The sequence below is a fragment of the Bifidobacterium sp. WCA-178-WT-4B genome (genome assembly GCF_009696495.1).
Classification (GTDB): Bacteria; Actinomycetota; Actinomycetes; order Actinomycetales; family Bifidobacteriaceae; genus Bifidobacterium; species Bifidobacterium infantis.
Genome location: NZ_VULV01000006.1, coordinates 20,616 through 43,023, shown reverse-complemented (window position 1 = coordinate 43,023; position 22,408 = coordinate 20,616). Strand labels below are relative to the sequence as shown.

17 protein-coding genes and 1 tRNA gene are annotated in these 22,408 nt (G+C 61.3%); 6 read left to right on the top strand and 12 right to left on the bottom strand.

Annotated features, from left to right (window positions below; translation table 11 throughout):
• Positions 1-17 precede the first annotated feature (17 nt).
• The 3 genes from FYJ31_RS05720 to FYJ31_RS05710 all read right to left on the bottom strand — a co-directional run bounded on the left by FYJ31_RS05720 (position 18) and on the right by FYJ31_RS05710 (position 4,180).
• A complete protein-coding gene (locus FYJ31_RS05720) occupies positions 18-2,087 on the bottom strand; it encodes a dipeptide ABC transporter ATP-binding protein (protein ID WP_167315863.1) in 2,070 nt (689 codons plus the stop codon).
• A gap of 86 nt (positions 2,088-2,173) precedes the next feature.
• A complete protein-coding gene (locus FYJ31_RS05715) occupies positions 2,174-3,124 on the bottom strand; it encodes an ABC transporter permease (protein WP_032743855.1) in 951 nt (316 codons plus the stop codon).
• 72 nt (positions 3,125-3,196) lie between these two features.
• Entirely contained in the window at positions 3,197-4,180 is a 984-nt protein-coding gene (locus FYJ31_RS05710; RefSeq protein WP_012578643.1) for an ABC transporter permease, read from the bottom strand.
• Positions 4,181-4,486: 306 nt separating this feature from the next.
• Here FYJ31_RS05710 and FYJ31_RS05705 point away from each other — a divergent pair, with 306 nt between their 5' ends.
• Both FYJ31_RS05705 and FYJ31_RS05700 read left to right on the top strand, forming a co-directional pair.
• Positions 4,487-5,959 carry a C1 family peptidase gene (locus tag FYJ31_RS05705; RefSeq protein ID WP_154536227.1) on the top strand — a complete coding sequence of 491 codons (1,473 nt, stop codon included), beginning with the start codon at positions 4,487-4,489 and terminating at the stop codon, positions 5,957-5,959.
• Positions 5,960-6,235: 276 nt separating this feature from the next.
• Positions 6,236-7,321: a hypothetical protein gene (locus FYJ31_RS05700; protein ID WP_154536226.1), complete on the top strand. Its 1,086-nt coding sequence runs from the start codon at positions 6,236-6,238 to the stop codon at positions 7,319-7,321.
• A gap of 462 nt (positions 7,322-7,783) precedes the next feature.
• Here the strand turns inward: FYJ31_RS05700 and FYJ31_RS05695 are convergent, their stop codons facing one another.
• Positions 7,784-8,080, bottom strand: a complete 297-nt coding sequence (locus FYJ31_RS05695) for a hypothetical protein (RefSeq protein ID WP_154536225.1) — start codon at positions 8,078-8,080, stop codon at positions 7,784-7,786.
• 422 nt (positions 8,081-8,502) lie between these two features.
• Positions 8,503-10,368 carry a methionine--tRNA ligase gene (gene metG, locus FYJ31_RS05690; RefSeq protein WP_065435649.1) on the bottom strand — a complete coding sequence of 622 codons (1,866 nt, stop codon included), beginning with the start codon at positions 10,366-10,368 and terminating at the stop codon, positions 8,503-8,505.
• A gap of 316 nt (positions 10,369-10,684) precedes the next feature.
• Between metG and FYJ31_RS05680 the strand changes: the two genes are divergently transcribed.
• Positions 10,685-11,332 (top strand): hypothetical protein, encoded by a 648-nt coding sequence (locus tag FYJ31_RS05680; protein ID WP_012578649.1) that lies wholly within the window; start codon positions 10,685-10,687, stop codon positions 11,330-11,332.
• Positions 11,323-11,700, top strand: coding sequence for a variant leucine-rich repeat-containing protein (locus tag FYJ31_RS12770; RefSeq protein WP_229773868.1), 378 nt, complete (start codon positions 11,323-11,325; stop codon positions 11,698-11,700). The genes FYJ31_RS05680 and FYJ31_RS12770 overlap by 10 nt, the downstream gene beginning before the upstream one ends.
• Before the next feature lie 26 nt (positions 11,701-11,726).
• Here the strand turns inward: FYJ31_RS12770 and rsmI are convergent, their stop codons facing one another.
• The gene (gene rsmI / locus FYJ31_RS05670; protein ID WP_065474716.1) at positions 11,727-12,737 is read right to left on the bottom strand and encodes a 16S rRNA (cytidine(1402)-2'-O)-methyltransferase; all 1,011 of its coding nucleotides are present in this window, start codon (positions 12,735-12,737) and stop codon (positions 11,727-11,729) included.
• Between the two features lie 328 nt (positions 12,738-13,065).
• Positions 13,066-13,138: transfer RNA gene (locus FYJ31_RS05665), tRNA-Ala, on the bottom strand.
• 162 nt (positions 13,139-13,300) lie between these two features.
• On the opposite strand from FYJ31_RS05665, the gene FYJ31_RS05660 reads away from it, so the two are divergent.
• A complete protein-coding gene (locus tag FYJ31_RS05660; protein ID WP_154536224.1) occupies positions 13,301-14,326 on the top strand; it encodes an FAD:protein FMN transferase in 1,026 nt (341 codons plus the stop codon).
• Between the two features lie 151 nt (positions 14,327-14,477).
• Here the strand turns inward: FYJ31_RS05660 and FYJ31_RS05655 are convergent, their stop codons facing one another.
• Positions 14,478-16,316, bottom strand: coding sequence for an ABC transporter ATP-binding protein (locus FYJ31_RS05655; RefSeq protein ID WP_154536223.1), 1,839 nt, complete (start codon positions 16,314-16,316; stop codon positions 14,478-14,480).
• 68 nt (positions 16,317-16,384) lie between these two features.
• A complete protein-coding gene (locus FYJ31_RS05650; RefSeq protein ID WP_154536222.1) occupies positions 16,385-18,256 on the bottom strand; it encodes an ABC transporter ATP-binding protein in 1,872 nt (623 codons plus the stop codon).
• Between the two features lie 769 nt (positions 18,257-19,025).
• On the opposite strand from FYJ31_RS05650, the gene FYJ31_RS12445 reads away from it, so the two are divergent.
• Positions 19,026-19,181 carry a hypothetical protein gene (locus FYJ31_RS12445; protein WP_174773374.1) on the top strand — a complete coding sequence of 52 codons (156 nt, stop codon included), beginning with the start codon at positions 19,026-19,028 and terminating at the stop codon, positions 19,179-19,181.
• 5 nt (positions 19,182-19,186) lie between these two features.
• Here the strand turns inward: FYJ31_RS12445 and FYJ31_RS05645 are convergent, their stop codons facing one another.
• From FYJ31_RS05645 to FYJ31_RS05635, 3 genes are all read right to left on the bottom strand, one after another.
• Complete coding sequence (locus tag FYJ31_RS05645; RefSeq protein ID WP_154536221.1) at positions 19,187-19,447, bottom strand: hypothetical protein; 261 nt, start codon at positions 19,445-19,447, stop codon at positions 19,187-19,189.
• Positions 19,448-20,148: 701 nt separating this feature from the next.
• Positions 20,149-20,679, bottom strand: coding sequence for a MarR family winged helix-turn-helix transcriptional regulator (locus FYJ31_RS05640; protein WP_154536220.1), 531 nt, complete (start codon positions 20,677-20,679; stop codon positions 20,149-20,151).
• A gap of 143 nt (positions 20,680-20,822) precedes the next feature.
• Complete coding sequence (locus tag FYJ31_RS05635; RefSeq protein ID WP_154536219.1) at positions 20,823-22,346, bottom strand: amino acid permease; 1,524 nt, start codon at positions 22,344-22,346, stop codon at positions 20,823-20,825.
• Positions 22,347-22,408: the final 62 nt, after the last annotated feature.

The following is a 22,408-nucleotide window of genomic DNA, read 5'->3' as shown; positions in this document are numbered from 1 at the left end:
CTATATGGTTCCGACCGTCATGCGAAATGGCATGCAACCTGATGGCCGCTCGGTCGGGAAGTGTCATACGGCCGCAGCGCCGGGCGTTCGCCGCGGCAGCGGGCCTGTTGTTCGGCGCTCAGCTTGGGCATGAGCGGGCAGCGGCCCATGAACGGGCAGCCTTCGAACGTCTCGGTGGGGCTGGGCACCTCGCCCTGCAGCACGATGCGCTGACGGGTGCGTTCCGCCTTCGGGTCCGGCACCGGCACGGCGCTGATGAGCGCCTGGGTGTACGGGTGCAACGGGTGCTCGAACACGTCTTCGGTGTCGCCGGATTCCACGATGCGGCCCAGGTACATCACCGCCACGCGGCTGGAGATATGGCGCACCACCGACAGGTTATGGGCCACGAACAGGTAGGCCACGCCCAGCTTGTTCTGCAGGTCCTCAAGCAGGTTGATCACGCCGGCCTGGATGGACACGTCCAGTGCGGAGACCGGCTCGTCGAGCAGCACGAGCTTCGGGTTGACCGACAGCGCACGCGCGATGGCGATGCGCTGGCGCTGACCGCCGGAGAACTGCGTGGGGAAGCGGTCCACCTGGTCGGGGTTCAGCTCCACCAGACGCATGAGTTCACCGATGCGTTCGCGGATCTGCTCTTTGGAGTAGTGCTGGACCTTCATCGGCTCGGCCAGGATGTCGTAGATCGGCAGGCGCGGGTCGAGCGAACTCATCGGGTCCTGGAAGACATACTGCACGGCCGAACGCAGCTCGCGGCGCTTCTCGCGCGGAATCTTGTGTTCGAGCTTGGTGCCGAACATCTCGATCTCGCCGTCCTGCGGCTGCTTGAACTCCATGATCTCCATGAGCGTGGTGGACTTGCCCGAGCCGGACTCGCCCACGAGCGCCACGGTCTCGCCTTCGCGCACGTCCAGCGTCACGTCGTCCACGGCCTTGACCTCGCCGATCTTGCGACGCAGGAAGCCGCCGGCGGTCAGCGGGAAGGTCTTGCGCATGTGCTTGACGTCGAGCACCATCTTGCGTTCGTCGCGCGGGATGCCGGCGAACTTCGACTTGGCGGCCTCGGCCACCGTGTACACGTCGTGGAAGGTCAGGCCCTTGTCCACGATCTCCTGGGTGCGGTGGCAGGCCACGAACTGGCCCGGGCGGCCCGGCACCGGCTCCATGGCCGGCTCGGTGGTGTGGCATATGTCGGTGGCCAGCGGGCAGCGCGGCGCGAACGGGCAGCCCTTGGGCATGTTGACCAGGTTCATCGGGGAGCCCGGAATCGGCACCAGACGGCTGTTGCGTTCGCGGTCGGAACGCGGCACGGCACCCAGCAGGCCCATGGTGTACGGCATGGCCGGGTGGTCGAAGATGGAGTCGACGTCCGCCTTCTCGACCGGGCGGCCGGCGTACATGACGACGATGTCGTCGGCCACGCCGGCGATCACGCCCAGATCGTGGGTGATGAAGATGACGGCCGCGCCGGTTTCACGCTGGGCCTTGCGCAGCACTTCGAGCACCTGGGCCTGGATCGTCACGTCCAGTGCGGTGGTCGGTTCGTCGGCGATGATCACGTCCGGGTCGTTGGCAATGGCCATGGCGATCATCACGCGCTGGCGCATGCCGCCGGAGAACTCGTGCGGGAAGGACTTCAGGCGGTCCTCCGGGTCCGGGATGCCGACCAGGTTCATGAGCTCGATGGAGCGGTCGTGAATCTGCTGTTCGGTCATCTTCGGATTGTGGGTGACCAGCGCTTCCTTGATCTGGTCGCCGATGGAGAACACCGGGGTCAGAGCGGAGAGCGGGTCCTGGAAGACCATGGCGATGCCCTTGCCACGAATCTCGCTCATCTCAAGATCGGACTTGCTGAGCAATTCCTCGCCGTGGTAGGTGATGGAGCCCTTGACGCTGGCGTTCTTGTCCAGCAGGCCCATGATGGCCATGGAGGTCACGGACTTGCCGGAGCCGGACTCGCCCACGATGCCGAGGGTCTTGCCGGGGTACAGGTCGAAGTTCATGCCGCGCACCGCGCGCACGGTGCCGGCTTCGGAAGCGAAGCTGACGGTGAGGTCGCGTACTGAAATCACCGGTTCGGATGCCATGCCTTGCGCTCCTGTGGTGTCGGGGTTGGTGTTGGTTGTTACGTTGCTTGCGTTGCGTTCGTCACTCATGATGCCCGTCTCCCCTTTCACTCGGCCTTGCCGCCGGAGCGGGAGTACGGGTCGATGGCGTCGCGCAGGCCGTCGCCGATCAGCTGCACGGAGAAGGTCAGGACGATCAGCACCACGGACGGGAAGACCAGCACCCACGGCGAGGTCTGCACCACGGACTGGCCGGCGTTGAGCAGCGTACCGAGCGAGGTGTCGGGCGCCTTGATGCCCAGGCCCAGGAAGCTCAGCGAGGTCTCGCTGTTGACCGCGCCGATCACGCCGAGCACGGTGTTGATGACCAGCACCGAACCCAGGTTCGGCACCAGGTGGCGCACGATGATGGTGAAGGACGGCACGCCCATGAACTTCGCCGCGCGGATGTATTCGCGGTCGCGCAGGCTCAGGGTCAGCGTGCGCAGCGTACGCGCATAGCCAACCCAGCCGAACGCGGTCAGGCCGATGGCCAGCCACAACCAGTCGCTGCCGCCGGCCGCCATGCCGACGATCAGGGCGATGAGCAGGAAGGACGGCACGACGAGCAGCATATCCAGCAGCCACATGCCGACCTTCTCGAACCAGCCTTCGAAGAACGCCACGGCCGTGCCCACCAGGGCGGCGATGATCGTGGTGCCGATGGAGCTGAAGATACCGATGGTCAGCGAGCGGCCGAGGCCACGGATAATCATCGCGTACATATCCGAGCCACCGACCGTGGTGCCCAGCCAGTGCTGGGCGGACGGCGGCGAGGCGAGGGCGGCGAAATCGGGCTCGTCGTAGCTCCACTGGGAGAATTTCGAGCCGAAAATCGCCAAGAGAATCAGCAGGATCAGCACCACCAGACCTACCACGGCCGAGGGGCGGCGCATGAAGCGGCGCACGTACAGCTGCATGCGGCCGGTGCGGTGGAAGTCGTCGTTGCTGGAAGCCTCCTGGGCGTTCTTGGCGTCGGCGGACTGCGGTTCGCTGCCCTGCGGATCGGTGAGTTCCATATCCTGGGCGACGGCGTCGGAGACCATGTTCTCGTTGTCGTTCATCATGTTTGATCGTCCTTTGCGCGGGGCTCAGCTCAGTCGGATGCGCGGGTCAAGCCAGGCGGAGAAGATATCCGCCAGCAGCGCGCCGGTCAGCGTGCACACGCCACCGAACGCGGCCACGGCCACGGCACCGTTGATGTCGTTGTTGGCGATGGTCTGGGTGAAGTACATGCCCAAGCCGTTGATAGCGAACACGTTTTCGGTGATCACCGCGCCGGTGAACACACCGGCGATGGAGAAGGCCACGTCCACGGCGGTCGGAATCAGCGAGGTGCGCAGCGCGTGGCGGCGGATGGCCGCGTTGAGCGTCAGGCCCTTGGCGCGGGCGGTGCGCACGTAGTCGGCGTTCATGGTGTCGAGCAGGTACGTGCGCTGGGTGAGGTGGTAGCCCACCATGCCCGGAATCGTCATCACGATGGTGGGCAGGATCAGGTGCTGCAGGTAGTCAAACACCCAGAGCACCGGGTTGGAACCTTGGTAGGAGTGCAGGCCGGTCACGAAGAACACGCGGTTGCCCACGATATTGTTGAAGTTGATGGCCAGCAGCACCACCATCAGGCCCATGACGGCGGCCGGAACCACCAGGAAGAACGTTGCGGTGGTGTTGAGCACGCGGTCCTGCCACTTGTACTGGCGGATGGCCGTGTACACGCCGATGCTCACGCCGAAGAGGATGGAGAGCACGGTGGCGAGCGTCACCAGCTGCAGCGAAGCGGAGATACGGGAGGCGATGGCCGGCGCCACCGGCGACTGATCCGGGCTCAGGCCCCAGTTCCACTGGGTGAGGATGCCCTTGAGCCAGCGGAAGTAACGGATGACGACCGGCGTCTGATCGTTGATGTTGGCCAGATCGAGCGACCGGTTAATCGACGCGATCGGCGGATGCGGATTGCGCGACATGTAGTTCGAACGCGGATCCATGAATGCGCTGGCCAGGAAATACGTCATCGATACTGCCACGAACAGCATGATCACGTAGTTCACAATGCGTTTGATGATGTACTTGAACACCCAATCACCTCCCAGATAACTGGAAAAGTGATACCCCCCCCCGCTCAAATACCCAAATCAAGTTCATTATGTGGAATCTGGGTATTGACTTCTTTGACCTTTTTCTGTAATGGAAATCGTTAAGAAACCTTACTGGATATTGGGTAAACGCTGGATAAACATCCGTTTGTTAATTTTGTATTTCCCGAGCTTTTGCTGGACATGCTTTATACTTCCGTGTCAGTAGTCCGCCGACTCGGATGGTGACAGTCCCCGCCGCCGGCAGCAGAATATCCATCAGCATCATCAGCATCAGACAGGGGCATCATGACGACAGACGCCAGCGCACGGGCCATCAAACCCGAACTTCTGCGTACGTACACCGAAGACTTCAACAAGGACCGCGCCAACCTGATCGCGGCGGACGCGGCGGTTTCGGCCGGCGTGCTCAAGGCGGCCACCGACTATCGCGGCGTACGTGCGCTGCCGCGCGACTTCTCCATCGAACTCAAGCAGGGTTCGATCACCAATCAGGAGCGTTCCGGCCGTTGCTGGATGTTCGCCTCCCTGAACACGCTGCGTTACGAACTCATGCATCGCTGGAATCTTGAGGATTTCGAGTTCTCCGAGACCTACCTGTTCTTCTGGGACGCGATGGAGAAGTCGAACACTTATCTGGAGAACGTGCTGCGCACGCTCGACGAGGCGACCGATTCGCGTCTGTTCGAAGCCATCAACTGGGGCCCGTCCGACGACGGCGGCTGGTGGCAAATGTTCGCCGCGCTGGTGAACAAGTACGGTCTGGTGCCCAAGAGCGCCTACCCGGAGTCCGAGAACTCCCGTAATTCCGATGATTTCAAGCAGTACCTCAACTCCAAGCTGCGCGAGTTCGCGGCCGAGCTGCGCCGCCGTTCGGTTGCGGGGGCGTCTGAGGACGAGTTGCGCGCGTTGAAGGACGAGTACATGGGCACCGTGTACCGCATCTGCGCCGTGGCGCTCGGCGAGCCGCCGGAGAAGTTCGACTTCTTCGCGCGCACCAAGGATGACGCCGAGGCCGACGCAGACGGCAAGGCCGAATCCTGTAAATGCGAGGGCAAATCCGACGCCAAGGCCTGCAAGTGCGATAAGGACAAGTCCGACAAGCCGAAAACCGGCAAGGACGAGCGCCCGCAGATTCGCGAGATCGGTATCACCCCGCTTGAGTTCTACAAGAAGTACGTGCCGGTGGACGTCAACGATTTCGTGACGCTGGCCAACGCCCCGCTCAAGAACCGCCCGTTCAACCAGCGCTACCGCATCCGCTTCAGCGCGAACGTGGCCGAGGCTGGCGATATGGAATTCGTCAACGTGCCGCTGGACGTGTTCAAGAAGGCCGCGCTTGACCAGCTCACCGCCGGCCACCCGATCTGGTTCGCCTGCGACTGCACGCAGTTCGCCCTGCGCAAGGACGGTTTCTTCGACCAGTCCGTGGTGCGCGTCGACCAGCTGTTCGGCACCGAATTCACCGGCGACAAGGCCCACGGCCTCGAATACGGCGACAGCCCGAGCAACCACGCGATGACCTTCACCGGCGTGAACCTCGGCGAGGACGGCAAGCCGAACCGCTGGAAGGTGGAGAACAGCTGGGGCAAGGACGCCGGCAAGGACGGCTACTACGTCATGTCCGACGCCTGGTTCGACCGCTACGTTACCGAGCTCATCATCCGCAAGGAATACCTCGATGACGCCACCCGCGCCCTGCTCGCCGCCGAACCGGTCGAAATCGACCCCTGGCAGCCCCTCACCCGCCGCTGCCGCTGACGTTCCGCTGGCGGGAGCATATATTCGAATGCCCCTTCTCTCTGTTCAGAGAGAAGGGGCATTACGTTATGCGAGTACGCCCGGCCGCACCTATTCGAGACTATCGCGGCTGAGCTGAGCAAAAGTGCCGTCATCATCGGCCAATTGCCGGTAGGTTCCGGCCTCGCTAATTGTTCCGAACTAGTTATCCACAGAGTTATCCACATCTCCCGCAAGCTAGAGCCACATACCCCGGTTTTCATAGCGAGCACGTGACCGCTGCGCTACGGTGGCGTCATGAACGACATATTGCCCACTCCACCGCCCGGCGTATTCGACGACGAACCGTCCGGCTGGACCCGGCCCCACACACCGGGCGTTGCGTCTGCGCGCACCATCAATCCTGAGCTACGTTCATCACCACGTATGGTGAGTTCCGCGCCAACTGTGATTACAGGCCCTGTGTCGCCAGCAATGAGCGAAACCCTCACCCAACGTAAGCGGGAAATGCTTAAACGATGCACGGACGCCGCGCTACAGCTCAGGCAACCGGTGCTCTTCGGCATGACCACATCGCTGATACTGCAATCCGTGCCGCTTCCCAAGGATTGCGATATCAACCCCGCCGAGCTCCATACCGTCTCCGACTCACACCGCACACGAATACGTGCCATCGTGCCGCCAACGACACCACACATCTGGAAGCCGCTGAGCGATGCGCACAATGTGCGTATCAACAAACATGTGTACGCACTGGATCTGATACACACTTGGGCACAACTCGCCACTCATATATCGCTCGAATCACTGGTCATACTTGGCGACGCAATCCTTACGGCAATCGCCCGCAAGCCGGGTCTGGCGAACGGCCGCACTGCTGACGGCATTTATCAGGACTTCGTGCGGCAAGTCACCGAACTCCCGAAATTCAACGCAAAATCCAAGTGCATGATCACTCTTGCATTCATTACGCCCCGCGTGGACTCTCCAATGGAATCAAAGACCCGCATCGCAACGACGAAATACGGGCTTCCGCCAGCCGTGACAAATTACACGGTGCCCGGCGCGACATTCAGCAACGGTGCGCCGATAACGCTCGATCTCGCTTGGCCCGAATTTCGCGTCGCCATCGAATATGACGGCGATCATCATCGCACCGACAAAAACCAGTGGCGGCGGGACAACGACAAGCGCGAACTGCTGCGACATCATCATTGGATCGTCATCATCGCCACTGCCGCGAACATGGCCGATGAGCCATCCCAAGCCGAACTCGCCTACCGGGTCGGGCGGCAGTTGGCATTGCGAGGTGCCGTATTCGATTTCACTTTGACGGCAACGCCACTCGATGAGATCGCCCGGAGGAGGCGACGAAGAGTATAACGTTTATCGCGAAAGTCGTACAGTATCCATGTTGCGCCGACGCTGCGCGACTCGGTGTCCGTGTCCGATGTCCCGGTAGCGATGTCAATCGATTTATGTGTGGACCGGGCCAGATTTCGCTGTCCCGGTTCTCCATTTCGCCCCTTTTTGAGCAACCAAGACAAAATTTCATTCACCTATCACCCCACCGTGCAATATTCGCCATCGTACATCGGTGGAATTCCGGGGTTTTGGGATTACGGATAATGGGCGTTTACAAGGGGGCTGTCCCGGTTCCCAAAAAGAAGCCGAAATCACGAACCGGGACAGCGAAATCTGTCCCGGTAATCGCGTCAATCGGTTGCCGTCATCACCGGAACATCAACAGCGCATAGATCGAACGCTTCAATGCTCAACAGGCATGCGACCATACCGCGATAGCGATATTCCGACGGAAGTATGGGACTCACCACGCGACCAATATTATTTGCCGAGCTTTGGAGCCTCGTGCTTGGCGTGGCGGATCACGGCATCGGGGAAACCGGCGTGGATGTAGTCGGACAGCATCCGCAATAGCCTCTCGTCAAAGGTGTGCCGCTCATCGCTGCTGGCATCGACCAGGATGAAATCCCATGAGTATTCGGTGTCACCGTCGTTGATGATGAGCCCGCGGCCAGTGATTTTTGCGGCCAGCAACGCGGCGATCTGCATGGAGCCCCGCTTGATAAGGGCCGATTCCGCTTGAGTCAGGTTGCCCGGAAATGTGACGGTATACACCATTAGTTCACCCCTTCTTTGTTATTTTCTAGAACAGCAATGCCTTATTGTAAACAGAAAACACTCTGTTATAATCCCTTTTTCAATATGCGGCCCATGGCATTCCCAGCATTAAAAAAAAAGAAACCCGGCGGAGGGGGCCGCCGGGTGAGAGAGAAGAGAGAAGAAGAGTTCAGTTATGGGGTTCGGAAGAACCTCGCCACCGGCATGAACTTCATTCCGTTGACATCTTCTATGTAACCGCCCCATGCTTGGCGAATTGATGTGCTTGTCTGGGAAAAGTCTTGGCGGAGTGTGACGAATTTGTGACGCCCGCCGACAACCGGCCTCGCATTGTCGGGGCTTGGCCGCACATACGGCAACGGGCCACCTCGCAACACTTCATGTGCGAGGTGGCCCGTCAGCTACGAGCTAGCAATGCCGAATCATTCGGCGGCGAGCTTGGCCTTCTCGGCGGCCAGACGCTCGGCTTCGGCGGCACGGCGAGCAGCCAACGCTTCATCGAAGCGAGCCAGCTCCTCTTCCACGGCCTCGGTCGGAATCTTGGCGAAGATCGGCGCGGGCTTAGGCACCACGGCGCCGACCTCGATTGCCTCGCTCTTCCACGGGTGCACGTTCACACCGAGCTCGTAATCGCCGGTGATAATCGGATACGTGAAGCCGGGCTTGTCGAGATCCTCGACTTCCTTGAGCTCAGGCAGCGGCGAGAAGGTGCCGGTGCCGCCGAGCGCCTCCCACACCTTCTGTGCGGAGTGCGGCAGGAACGGCGCGAGCAGGTGGTTCGCGTCAGACACGGCCTGAGCGGCCACGTGCAGCACGGTGCCGAGACGAGCCTGGTCGTCCTTGATCTTCCACGGTTCGGTGGCGGAGATGTACTTGTTGATATCGCCCACCACGCGCATCGCCTCGGCCAGCGCGTGCTTCTGATGGTGGGTCTCGATGGAGGAGCCGACCACGTCGAACGCGGCGGAAGCCTCTTCCAGAAGGCCACGGTCTTCGTTGGTCATCGAATCCTCGTCCAGCGGCGGAATCTCGCCGAAGTTCTTGTTGATGAGGTTGGCCACGCGGTTCACCAGATTGCCCCACGAGGAGGCGAGCTCCTCGTTGTTGTGGCGCACGAACTCGGCCCAGGTGAAGTCGGAATCCGAGGATTCGGGGCCAGCCACGGAAATGTAGTAGCGCACGGCGTCCACGGGGTAGCGGGCGAGGATGTCCTTGACGTAGATCACGATGCCGCGGGAGGAACTGAACTTCTTGCCTTCCATGGTCATGAACTCGCTGGCCACCACCTGCTCAGGCAGGTTGAGCGGACCCATCGGGCCGGTTTCGCCGCCCTTGGAGCCCTTGCCGTTGTACGCCAGCATTTCGGACGGCCAGATCTGGGAGTGGAAGGTGATGTTGTCCTTTCCCATGAAGTAGTAGGCCGGGCACTTCGGGTCGTTCCACCATTCGCGCCACTTCTCCGGGTCGCCCTGGCGGCGGGCCCATTCGATGGAGGCCGACAGGTAGCCGATCACGGCGTCGAACCACACGTACAGCTTCTTGTTCGGGTTGTCGATCCAGCCCTTCACCGGCACCGGGATGCCCCAGTCGATGTCGCGGGTGATGGCGCGCGGCTTGACTTCCTTGAACAGGCCGAGCGAGAAGTTGATGACGTTGGTGCGCCAGCCCTTGCGGGTTTCCAGCCACGCCTTGTTCGCTTCGGCGAGCGCCGGCAGGTCGAGGAAATAATGCTCGGTCTGTTCAAAACGTGGGGTCTCGCCGTTGATCTTGGAGACGGGGTTGATGAGCTCGTCCGGGTCGAGCTCGTTGCCGCAGGCGTCGCACTGGTCGCCGCGCGCGCCCTCGGCGTGGCAAATCGGGCATTCGCCCTCGATGTAACGGTCGGGCAGGGTGCGGCCGGTGGACGGGCTAATCGCCACCTGCTGGGTGCCCTTGTAGATGTAGCCGTTCTCCAGGCACTGCTTGAACATCTCCTGCACCACGTGCTCGTGGTTACCGGTGGTGGTGCGGGTGAACAGGTCGTAGCTCAAGCCGAGGTCGCACAGATCCTTGGCGATCACGCGGTTGTAACGGTTGGCCAGCTCCTGGGCGGTGAGCCCTTCCTTCTCCGCCTCGACGAGGATCGGGGTGCCATGCTCATCGGTGCCGGACACCATGAGCACGTCATTGCCCTTCATGCGCTCGTAGCGCGCGTAGACGTCGGAGGGCACGCCGAATCCCGCGACGTGGCCGATATGACGGGGGCCGTTTGCATACGGCCAAGCAACATTCACCAAAACATGACTCATAAGGCTTGATTATCCGGCGCGGCGGGGACACGCCCGGATAGCTGCCACGCCGCCATCCTCATCCCACTCACCTATTCGCCCGCAACTCCCCCACATACTTATCCGTACACCTCTTGCGCGCTTATCCACATACGCATTCGCACACGTATCCGTACGCACATCCGCACGCACTTCCGCGCACATCCGCACACACTTCCGCCTGTCGATATCCACCGAGTTATCCACATCATTCGCGCACCTAGTGAAGTTATGCACTTATCCACCGTTTTCGCCTATCCGGTGGCGCGCAAGCCGCATTTCTGCATATTGTTCGGTCATGGATATCACAGCAGGTCCGATGACGGACATCACAACAGTCGCCTCGCCGGCAACCGCGCAGCCCGCGGTGCCGCCGATACTGTTTACCAAGGATCTGCCGGGACCGCTCAGCCTTAACCGTCTGGCCGCCTTCGGCGCGTTACGTAAGCTCGACGATTCCGCCGGCTACTGGATCGAGCATTCGGGCACACTGTATGGTCGCGCAAAAATCGTCGCGGAGGTCGCCCCGTTTGGCACTGTGGTGTGTTCGATGACCGCCGCTTGGGTATGGCTGGGAGGCCCCGACTTTCCGAGCACCATAGACGTGATCTCCACATCGCACTTCCGCTCGGCATCCGTCAGCCGCCGCATCCGCGTATTCAAAAGATTGACGTTGCCGGAGCAAATCATCAAGCTCGGCGGGCTGCCTGTCACCACGCCAGCCCGTACGGCTTGCGACCTGGTGATGAGTCCTGAAGACATCCCCGATCCTTCCACCGTCAACGCACTGGTGTGTCAGCTGATGTCCGCGTACCAGTTTCGGCCAAACGACTGTCTGCAAATCGTCAAGGAGCATCGGCATCACAAGTATGCCGGACGCGCACGCATGTTTTTTGAATCGGTGCAGAAGGAGATTGACGAACCGGCTTTGGAGCAATGCGCATGACGAGGGGATTCATTGCCAGAGGCCATCGCAGAGGCCGCCATGCCGCTCACCGTTTACGGCATTTGCGGCAGGCGCAACGGTTGCCTCGCCACGCGGCGGCGGCACACTCATCCGAATCCGCATCTCGCGCAATCTCGGATATGACCGCGCCGCCTGAACCACCCATCAGACTTACGCCCGCGGTGGCATGTTCGCCCGATACGGATGTTGCCGTGCTCTGGCACATCGCATATCACGTGCCCGAACTGCGTAAATGGCTGGTTGCCAATCCCCAAGCCGACGCGCCTTTGCTGGAATTGGTCTCGCAGCGTGGTGGGCCTGGGGTCCGGCAGGCGTTGGAAATATTGTTCGAGTCGATGGAAGCGTAACGGGGAGATAATCGCCGGCTGCTGCGCTATCCCTTGATTTTCAGCACAGCCGCATACACCTGCTTGCGATTGGCCAACGATCCGTCAGCCAGTGGATGCTCCTGCACCACTTGCGCGATGGCGTCCTTGATACGCAGGCCGTCCTCCAAAGCACGGTCGATGGCCAGCACGGCCATGTCCTCCACGCTCAGCGTGCTGGGCGCGGCCGCTTCGGCCTCCTCGTTGGACGCGCCGCCGATGACCAGCACCATCTCGCCACGGGGCGGATCATCAATCACACTTTGGCGAATCTCGCCAATCGGGCCGCGACGAATCTGCTCATAATCCTTGGTGAGTTCGCGGCACAGGGCCATCGGGCGATTCGGGCCGAACGCGTCCAGCAGATCGTCCATCGAATCGGCAATGCGATGAGGCGTCTCGTAGAACACGATGGTGCGGCGTTCGGGCAACAGCGTGCGCAGATACTGCACGCGCTCGGAATGCTTCCGCGGTAGGAAGCCTTCGTAGCAGAAGCGGTCGGTGGGCAGGCCGGAGAGGGCGAGCGCGTCGAGCACAGCGGAGGGGCCGGGCGCGCAGGTGACGGGCAGGCCGCGTTCGATGGCACGGCGCACGATGGCCAAGCCGGGGTCGTTGATGGTGGGCATGCCGGCATCGGACACGACGAGCACGGTGGCGCCGGTTTCGACCTGGTCGAGCAGGCCGTCGGCCTTGTCGCGCTCGTTGTGGTCGTGATAGGCGATGACGCGACCGTTCACATAGACGCCGAGGCGACGGGCGAGATCGTAGAGGCGGCGCGTGTCTTCGGCGGCCACGATATCGGCCCGTTCCAAGAGGACCACCAGACGGGCTGAAGCGTCGCCGACATTGCCGATCGGGGTGGCGGCGAGCACCACGGTGCCGGCGGGGATGGTCACGGCCGATTCGCGGGATTGGGCGACGGCGGATTCGCCGGCATGAACTTCATCATTGCGTTCAGGCACCTGCGTCACGCTACCGTCAGCGTCATACTGCTCATTCAACTCATCTGCGCTTGTCATATTCCCAGTATTGCCCATGCCACAGAGCAATCCACGACAATCCATGGCGAAATCGAGGTATTCTCCCTTTGCAGGGGCTGATTTCACATGTTCCGGAGGTCTACTTCCGTTTCAAGGGGCTCCTCATCCGGTGAAGCACCAGCACAAACGGCTTTGGCGCAACGCTATTCCGCCATTTTGGCGGCATATCTACTTGACCATCAGCCCCTCGAAACGCAAGTAGACCTCCGGCAAACCCCAAATCAGCCCCTTGAAACGCGAGATGGCACAATACCAACGAAGACAAATGAAAAGACCCTCTGCGGTGGAATGAATGCAGAGGGTCTCGTGGAGCTGACGGTAGTCGAAACCGCGACCTCTTCGATGCGAACGAAGCGCTCTACCAACTGAGCTACAGCCCCTTGGATGTTACTTTGCTCCGCAAAGCAACTCGCAACAATATAGTACGGAGTGCGGTCAAACGCAATTTGACGCCGAAGTGTCGCACACATGTCGGCACGGTAACGTTTCGGTGCGGGCGCCCGGCCCGAGCGCCGACGCGCCGCACGCACTACGATGGTGGCATGACTGGCCCGACACAACGACCGCACGACCGACCGCCGCACGACCGACCGCACGTGCGGCTGACCGACCGTCTGCCGTACATCGCCGCGTTCCCCGATGCGCTGGGCACCGGCCTGCTGCTGCACACCGACGCCCCGCTGGCGGACGGGCTTCACGACCGGCTCGGCGCGTTCATCGACACGTATGAGCGGACGCTGTCCCGATTCAGGGACGATTCGACCGTGAGCCGGATGCGCACGGCCGCGCGCGGCGGCGTCTTCGACTTTCCCGACTGGGCATCGGGCCTGTTCGACCTGTACGACGCCCTGTACTCGGGCACCGACGGGGCCATCGACCCATGCGTGGGCGAGGATCTGATCCGACTCGGCTACGACGCCGTCTATTCGTTCACCGTCGAGCCCGACGCCCGCGGCGGGCGTCTGGGCGCCATCCACGGCCGGCCCACCTGGGGCGGCGACGTGGAGCGACATGGCGCCACACTGGTCACCCGGCGTCCCGTCGCACTGGATTTCGGCGCGTGCGGCAAAGGATATCTGCTGGACCTGCTCGCGGGGATGCTGCGCGGCGACCGGAGGCGAACGCGCCAGTCGGCGCACGATGACCGCCAATACGTCATCGACGCCGGGGGTGATTTGCTAGTGCACACGGACGAACCAATCACCATCGCCCTTGAAGATCCTGCCGATCCGGCCAACGCCGTAGGTGCGGTCGAAATCAGCCAAGGTGCATTCTGCGCGAGCTCCCCCAGCCGCCGCCACTGGTCCGACGCCGCAGGCCACCAGCTCCACCATCTGCTCAACGCCATCGACGGTCTGCCGGTTGACGATGTAGCCGCCACATGGGTGGCCGTCATGCCGCACGCAGCATCTTTGAGCACCGCACTGGCCGACGGACTCGCCACAGCCCTGTTCACTACCTCGGCCGTCCAGTTACGTGCTCACTTCGATTTCGAATGCGCCATCCTCAACGCCAATCGTGCCGCCGCCCAATCCCCCAATTTTCCGGGCGGTTTTTTCACACACTAATGTACGAAATCATCAGTATCACATCCAGTGGAGCATTCCCTCGGGCGGACCGATGGGTTGCTCCCTTCAGTCAGCTACGTTGACAGCTCCCCTCGGAGAGGGGAGCCGAGTATAGCTAATCCGCTAATCCGCTAACGCAGGAAACAATCCGTCAGTCAGCGAGTGCGAACTGGCTGTTGTACAGGTCGGCGTAGAAGCCGCCCGCAGCCAGCAGCTCGTCATGGGTGCCGCGTTCGATCACATCGCCGTGGTTCATGACGAGGATCATGTCGGCGTCACGGATCGTGGAGAGGCGATGGGCGATCACAAAGCTCGTACGGCCCACGGTCAGCGCGTCCATGGCCTTCTGGATCAGCTCTTCAGTACGGGTGTCGACCGAGGACGTGGCCTCGTCGAGAATCAGAATCGGCGCGTCCTGCACCATCGCGCGGGCGATGGTCAGCAGCTGCTTCTGGCCCTGGGACAACGACGACTTGTCATCGAGCACGGTGTCGTAGCCGTCCGGCAGCGAACGGATGAAGTGGTCAAGACCCACGGCCTTGCACGCATCCTCGATCTGCTTGTCGGTCACGCCGGGCTTGGAGTAGGCGATGTTCTCGCGCACGGTTCCGCGGAACACCCACGTATCCTGCAGCACCATGGAGAACTGGTCGTGCACGTTCCAGCGCGGCACGGACTTGGTGTCCACGCCGTCAATCGCAATCGAGCCGCCGGAAATCTCATAGAAGCGCATGAGCAGGTTGACCATGGTGGTCTTGCCGGCACCGGTCGGGCCGACGATGGCGACCTTCTGCCCGGCCTTGACGGAGGCGGAGAAGTCGTGGATGATCGGCTTGCCCGGTTCGTAACCGAACTGTACGTGGCTGAATTCCACGTCGCCCTTCACTTCGTGGCCGCCCGCATGGTCCGTGCCGAGCAGGGCCTGCTTGCCGGATTCGTCCTCCATCTCCGGCTCCTCAAGGAAGCCGAACACGCGTTCGGCGGCCGCCGCGCAACGCTGCAGGTTCTGGAAGGCTTGGGCGAACTGCGCCAACGGCTGGGTGAACAGGCGGACATACATCATGAACGCCACGATCACGCCGAACTCGATCTGGCCGTTGAGTGCGAGCGCCGCGCCCACCACACACACCACCACGTAGCCGAAGTTGCCCACGAAGTTCATGAGCGGCATCATCAGGCCGGAGAGGAACTGTGACTTCCAACCCGACTCGTAGAGGTCCGCGTTGTACCGTTCGAAGCGACGGATGGAATCCGCCTCGCCGTTGTACGCCTTGACGATGAGGTGACCGGCGTACATCTCCTCGACGTGGCCGTTGACGTCGCCCAGAGCCGTCTGCTGCCGGGCGAAGTACTTCTGGGAGGCCTTCATGATGACCATCATGATGATCAGGCCGATGAGGCTGGCACCGATGGCGCACAGGGTCATGATCACGTTGTTGTAGAACATCATCACCAGCGCGCCCACGAACAACGTCGCCGAGGTGATCAGCGAGCCGAGCGACTGGCCCAGCGTCTGGCCGATGGCGTCCACATCGTTGGTGATGCGGGACAGCACGTCGCCGTAGCTGACCTTGTCGAAGTATTTGAGCGGCAACCGGTTGATCTTGACCGAGATCGATTCGCGCAGCCGCTGGGCGGTGCGTTGGGTGACGTTGGCCATCATCCAGCTCTGCACATAGCCGAGCACGGCGTATCCCGCGTACAGGGCCACCAGCGTCCAGGCGATGTGGCCCACCGCGCCGAGATCGACCGAGCGCATCACCGGTCTGCCGTTGACGATGGCGGGCAGACCTTTGACGATCTCGTTGGTCATGTCCTTGAGCTTGTCCGGGCCGACGATCTGGCAGACGGTGCCGATCGCGCCCAGGATGAGTGCGACGATGATGACGGGAAGATAGTTGCGGCAGTAGTTCACGAGTTTGCCCATGACTTTGCCGAAATCATGGGGCTTTTCGACGGCGCGCCTGCCGCCCATTGGTCCTCTTGGCATGGTGTTCAGTCCTTTTCGTTGTGCCTTGCCCCTCCGGTGAGGGGATGTCCGCGTGGGGGAAAAATGCCTTACGCCGTAAGCTCCGACTGGCTGAGCTGGGATTCGGCGATCTGGCGGTATACGTCGCAGTTGTCGAGCAGTTCCTTGTGCGTGCCCTGACCCACGACCTTGCCGTCGTCGAGCACGACGATGCGGTCGGCGTTCATGATGGTGCCGATGCGCTGGGCCACGATGAGCTTGGTGGAATCCTTGGCCTCGCGGGCGAGCGCGTCGCGCACCTCGCGGTCGGTCTTGAAGTCGAGCGCGGAGAACGAGTCGTCGAAAATCAGGATTTCTGGGTGACGGTACACCGCGCGCGCAATCGACAGGCGCTGCTTCTGGCCGCCGGACACGTTCGAGCCGCCCTGTGCGATCGCGGCGGCGTATCCGCCGTCCATGCGCGCCACGAATTCGCTGGCCTGCGCCACGTCGGCGGCGGCCTTGACGCGCTCCATCCGCTCGGCCGGCAGGCCGGCGTCCTGCGTGGCCTTGTCCGCGGCGAGCAGTGCGGTCTCGCGCTTGCGGCCGGAGGCGGTGGAGCTGTCCGTCATCTCGACCTCCGCCGGGTCGCCCGGCTGATCGCCGTAGCTCACGTTGGAGGCCACGGTGCCCTTGAACAGCACGGACTGCTGCGGCACGTAGCCGATCTTGTCGCGCAGGGTCTTCAGGTCGTAGTCGCGCACGTCCACGCCGTCGACCAGCACCTGGCCTTCGCTGACGTCATAGAAGCGCGGCACGAGGTTGATCAGCGACGATTTGCCGGAGCCGGTGGAGCCGATGAACGCCACGGTCTGGCCTTGCGTGGCGGTGAAGCTGATGCCTTCGAGCATCGCTTCGCGTGAGTCCGGGTAGGTGAAGCCGACGTTGCGGAATTCCACAGTGCCGCGCTGGCCGGTCTTGGCCACGTCGGCGGCGGTCTTGGTGCCGTTGCCGACGATCGGCTCGGTGTCGAGCACTTCCATGATGCGCTGCGCCGAAACGTCGGCGCGCGGCCAGAGCACGAACACCATGCTCATGAGCAGGAAGCTCATGATGACCTGCACGGAGTAGTTGGAGAACACGACCATGTTGGAGAACACGGTGAGCTTGTCCTTGAGCCCGGCGGCGTCGATCAGGTAGGCGCCGATCCAGTAGACGGCGAGCATCAGACCATTCAGGACGGTGTTCATCAGCGGCATCATGAACGCCATGACGCGGTTGGTGAACAGCTGGGTTTCGGTGAGGTCCTTGTTGGCCTTGGTGAACTTGGACTCCTGGTAGTCCTCGGCATTGTAGGCGCGCACCACGCGCAGGCCGGTGAGGTTTTCGCGGGCCACGAGGTTGATGTTGTCGGTCAGGGCCTGCATCGCCTTGAACTTCGGCATGACCATGGCCATCATGATGGTGATGGACACCAGCAGGACCGCCACGGCGATGCCGGTGGCGAGCGTCCATTCGAAGCCTTCGCCGGCGATCTTGCATACGGCCCATACGGCCATGATCGGCGACTTGACGATGAGCTGCAGACCCATGGTGATGAACATCTGCACCTGCGTGATGTCGTTGGTGGAGCGGGTGATGAGGCTGGCCGTGGAGAACTTGCTCATCTCGGCCGGTCCGAAGGATTCGACCTTGCGGAATTCGAGCGAGCGCAGACGCTGGGTGAACGAGGCGGCCACGCGCGCGGCTATGTAGCCGGTGATGACGGCGCACGCCACGGAGCCGAGCGAGATGAGCAGCATCTTGCCGCCCGCGATCCAGATGTCCTTCATGTCGCTGCCCGGCGTCTCGACCAAGGTGGTGATGTCTGACATGTAGTCGGGCAGTTTCAGGTCGAAGTAGACCTGCCCGACGATGGTCAGCAGGGCGACGAGCATCTGACCGATCTCCGATTTGGAGAGGTATTTCATGATGCGGAACATTGATTTCCCCTTGTATTGGTGTGGTTGACGTGAATGTGGTGTGGTGTTCGGTTGGTTGGATTAGTGGTGTTGATCGGTTTCCGTTGTCTGAATAGTTTCCACGGTTTGGTTACTTACACTGTGAGATATTACGCATGACTCTGGGCATTCGCTGTGAGCCCCCGGGATTACGCTCTGCGCTCAATCGAGGGGCGAACGGGGCCGCCCGTGCCCGGCGCGGGGCAGACGGAGCCTTGACGGAATACGATGTGACCGGATTCGAGGTTATGAACTGGGAGAGCGCGCGGAAGCGGAATCGAGAGTCGTTGTTTCCTAAGGTTGTGGGATATGCGGAGATTGCCCGCATGGCTGGAGTCAGCCGTCAGAGGGCGTACTGTTTCAGTATCTGCGCCAGTTTGCCGACTGGCTCATATACCGCTTGGGGGCTGTTGTCCGGCTGGCATGAAGGCATGTACGTCTAGACAGCCACGTCACCGGCACAGCCGCTAGGAATGCAAAGGGCCGGTGCCCAAAGGCACCGGCCCGACGCTTAGTCAGGGGATGGGAATGAAACCACCCCACCGGTCTTGGCCATCTTCCCGAAGAAGTCGTTGCGCACCGCCTTGAAAGTGGGAAGAAGTTGCAGTGCTTCAACCGGCACTTCCATGTTAGCCGATACCATCGTTCATGTCGAGAAAGCCTTTTGCAGGGGCTGGAACGACCGCCCGGCAATAACCGGGCGACGTTGCCGCGCCAGTCGCGGCGCGGCTTGGTCAGAAAGGCGCAGATCATGCGCATGAATGATGAGGGGCCGCGCAACGGCCCTATGGTCTGGTTGATGGCGGTGCTTGTCATCGCCCTCGCGGCCAAGGTGGACACCACCGCAGCCGACATCACGGTACTCGCCATAGGCGCGTATGCGATGGCCAGCCATAGGAGCAGCTAACGGCCTCAGCTTGCGACGGGTTTATCCCCGCCGCAAGCATTTTCCTTCGATTCGCCGGAAGCTTCTGCAGGACAGTTGACGACAGTCCCGATAGCGCAGATCACGACAGCAAGGAAAATCCCTGTTTTAATGATTATTCCAAGAATCCCCTTTGCGGTGAACAAAGTTGAGCTGCCGTACATTATGAATTCGGTGAGAGTAAGAAGCATCGCGAACACCAGCGTCGCTACACCCGTGCGAAACCAAGGAGCGTGCAATGTTTTCATGTCTACTTCCCTGGCGTAGTTTCGGATGCCATAGCAGCTGATGGAGCCAAGGCATATCCGCCTAAGCACAATGCCAGCGCAAGTCCTAAAGCGGCCATCTTCTCGGAATGTGTGACGGGAACGTCAGCATTCCCTTTGTTCTCTCGAACCATAATTACCTTCTTGGTAATCCCGGAAACTAGTTTTAGTCTCCTGCCATGAACTATAGGCTTGCGCAGCTTGCGAGACTCGATGTCCGTGCTGATTTTTTCTGTGGGGATAACTTGCTCTTTGACGAAAAAACCAATGCCGACGGATGGAACATTCCTGTTCCTGCGTGGAACACCGCTGACGGCAGAAAAGAATGCCTACAGCATCAATTACCAGGTAACTGGCGGGTTCTGTTTCCTTTCCAGCAGTGTTAGGCGCATGTCGAGAAACTGCTGGAAAGAAACCAGTCCAATCATGACCTGTTCAAACATTTCATCCGGCTTCATATCACCGGACTTGTAACTTCCTATGAGGCTTAGAAGTTCGTCAATGTATGAGTGCGCATAGGGTGAATCTTCGGAGTTCCCGGATTGCATGACCTGCAAAGCCTGACAGAGCGCATCTACATGCTTTTGTGAATATGACATAAGTTGCTTTCTGGAATTGATAGCTCAGTCACTTGCGAACGCCGATCAAAATCGCGACTCCCACTGGAACCGTTACGCAAACCCCTACCGTTCGTCGCCCCGCGCCCGTCCGTCCGACATATGCTCGGCCACGCGCCGGTCCCGCTCGGCGAACGCCTCGCTCACCTGCTCCGCGGTCGGCCTCGGCTGGCCCGGATGGCAGATCGACATGTACGTGGTGAATTCCGAGAGCAGTTCGACGAACGCGCGCGTGCGCCGCTCCCCCATCTGCGAGAAGATCCAGCAAATCGCCGAACGCATCTCATCCATCATCCGGCGGGACTGCTCGCGGCCGGAATCGGTAAGGTTCACGCGGATGATGCGGCGATCCTCGGGGTCGATGTCGCGCGTGACCCAGCCTTTCTTCTCCAACGCCGACAACACCGTGGAGATGCGGCCGGAACTGGTCTGGAGCGCGGCGGCCAGCTGCGATGGCGACTGGGTTCCCTTGATGGACAGCTCCCGGAGCACGAACTGCTCGCCGTGGGCCCCACGGGTGAATTCCCTCTGCATCTTCGAACGATTGCCGCATACGCTGGCATACAGTTCGCTGACCGCCTCCTGTTCGAATCCCATACGGGCACCATCCGTTTCCGTTCATTGTGCGGCGCAGCGCCGCGGACGCCCCCAGAATAGCTCACACCGTAAACAATTCAACACCGCAAGCCAATTATCGGCGCCACGGCGCGGGGCGGTCCGCCGGCGCCCGCCGGCGCCCGTCACCGTCCGCGGCTCAGCGCGGCCTTGAGATCACGGCTGCGGTAATGCTCGCGCAGCATCGAGAACCCGCCGAACCCGATCAGCCACACCAGACCGGCGATGGCCGAACTGCGGGTGTCGTCCGCCAGGAACAGCGTCAGGTAAATGAACACGAAGAACACGATCGCCACCGTGTTGAGCACCTTCCACGCGGGCATGACGAACCCGTCCGCGATGAAATCGGCGGAACGGCGATACCTGCGATGCGCCAGCAGCGTCAGGATGTAGATGAACAGGAACACCGCGGAACTGGCGGACGAGAACAGCACGAACGCCCCCGAGATACCGGGGATGGCGTTGACGATCGGCGACAGCAGTATCAGCGCCGCGGACACCAGGATGGCGCGGGCCGGCACCTTGCGATCGGACACCTTGCCGAGCTTGTTCAGCATCGGGTTCGGCGACACCTCGGACAGCTGGTACAGGTGGCGGCCGGCGGAATACAACAGCGAATTGAGCGACGAGGACGCGGCGGTGATCACCACGAAGAACACCAGGGCGGACGCCCAGTTCAACCCGGCATACTGGAACACCATGATGAACGGGGAGGCGAAGGAGCCGTCCTCGTTCGGCTTGAACGAGGTCCACGGCACGATGCACATGATGGCCACGAGCGCGCCCACGTAGAAGATGAGCACGCGCACGATGATCTCGTTGACGGCTTTGGGCAGCACCTCACGAGGATTCTTGGTCTCGGAGACGGTGACGCCCACGAACTCGAGCAGCTCATAGGCGAAGAACACCATCTGGAAGCTCATGAGGAAGGCCATCCAGCCGTTCGGGGCGAACGAGAAACCGGCGAACAGGTTGTCGAGTCCGGCGTGGCCCGCCGGACTCACATGATCCACGCCATGAATCCGCGCGGCCGGATAATGGTAGCCGATCACGATCATGACCACGGCGGTGACGATCATCGCGCCGATCAGCGTGATCTTGATCATCGAGAACCAGAATTCCACCTCGCCGAACACCTTGACGGCGATCAGGTTGACGGACACCAGCGACACCAGGAAACACAGTTCGATCAGCCACTTCCAATGGGTCAGGTCGATGCCGAACGTGTCGAAGAAGGTGATGAAGTACGTGGAGACGGCCGTGATCTCGGTCATGCCCAACAGCACGAGCGCGGCCCAATACGTCCAGCCGGCGAAATGCCCCCACCCGTTGCCCAGGTAGCGGGTGATGAAATTGATGAAGGTGTGCTGGCTGGGGTCGCGGTACATCATCTCGCCGATGGCGCGCATCAGGAAGAACATGATGACGCCGACCAGGATATACACGAAGACGATCGAGGGGCCGGTCAGCGCCAGCGACTTGCCGGACCCCAGGAACAATCCGGTGCCGATGGTGCCGCCGATGGCGATGAACTGCACGTGGCGGTTGTTCAGACCGCGCTCCATCTCGTTGGTCCGGTCCAGGCTTTCGACAGACTTGAGTCTGCCCGTAGCCTGCTGTGTACCACCATTCACATTCGTATCGGCCATACTGATTTCATTTCTCTTCTCCGCCGCCCGATTGTTACGCACCGGACGCGATACTCGTTCAA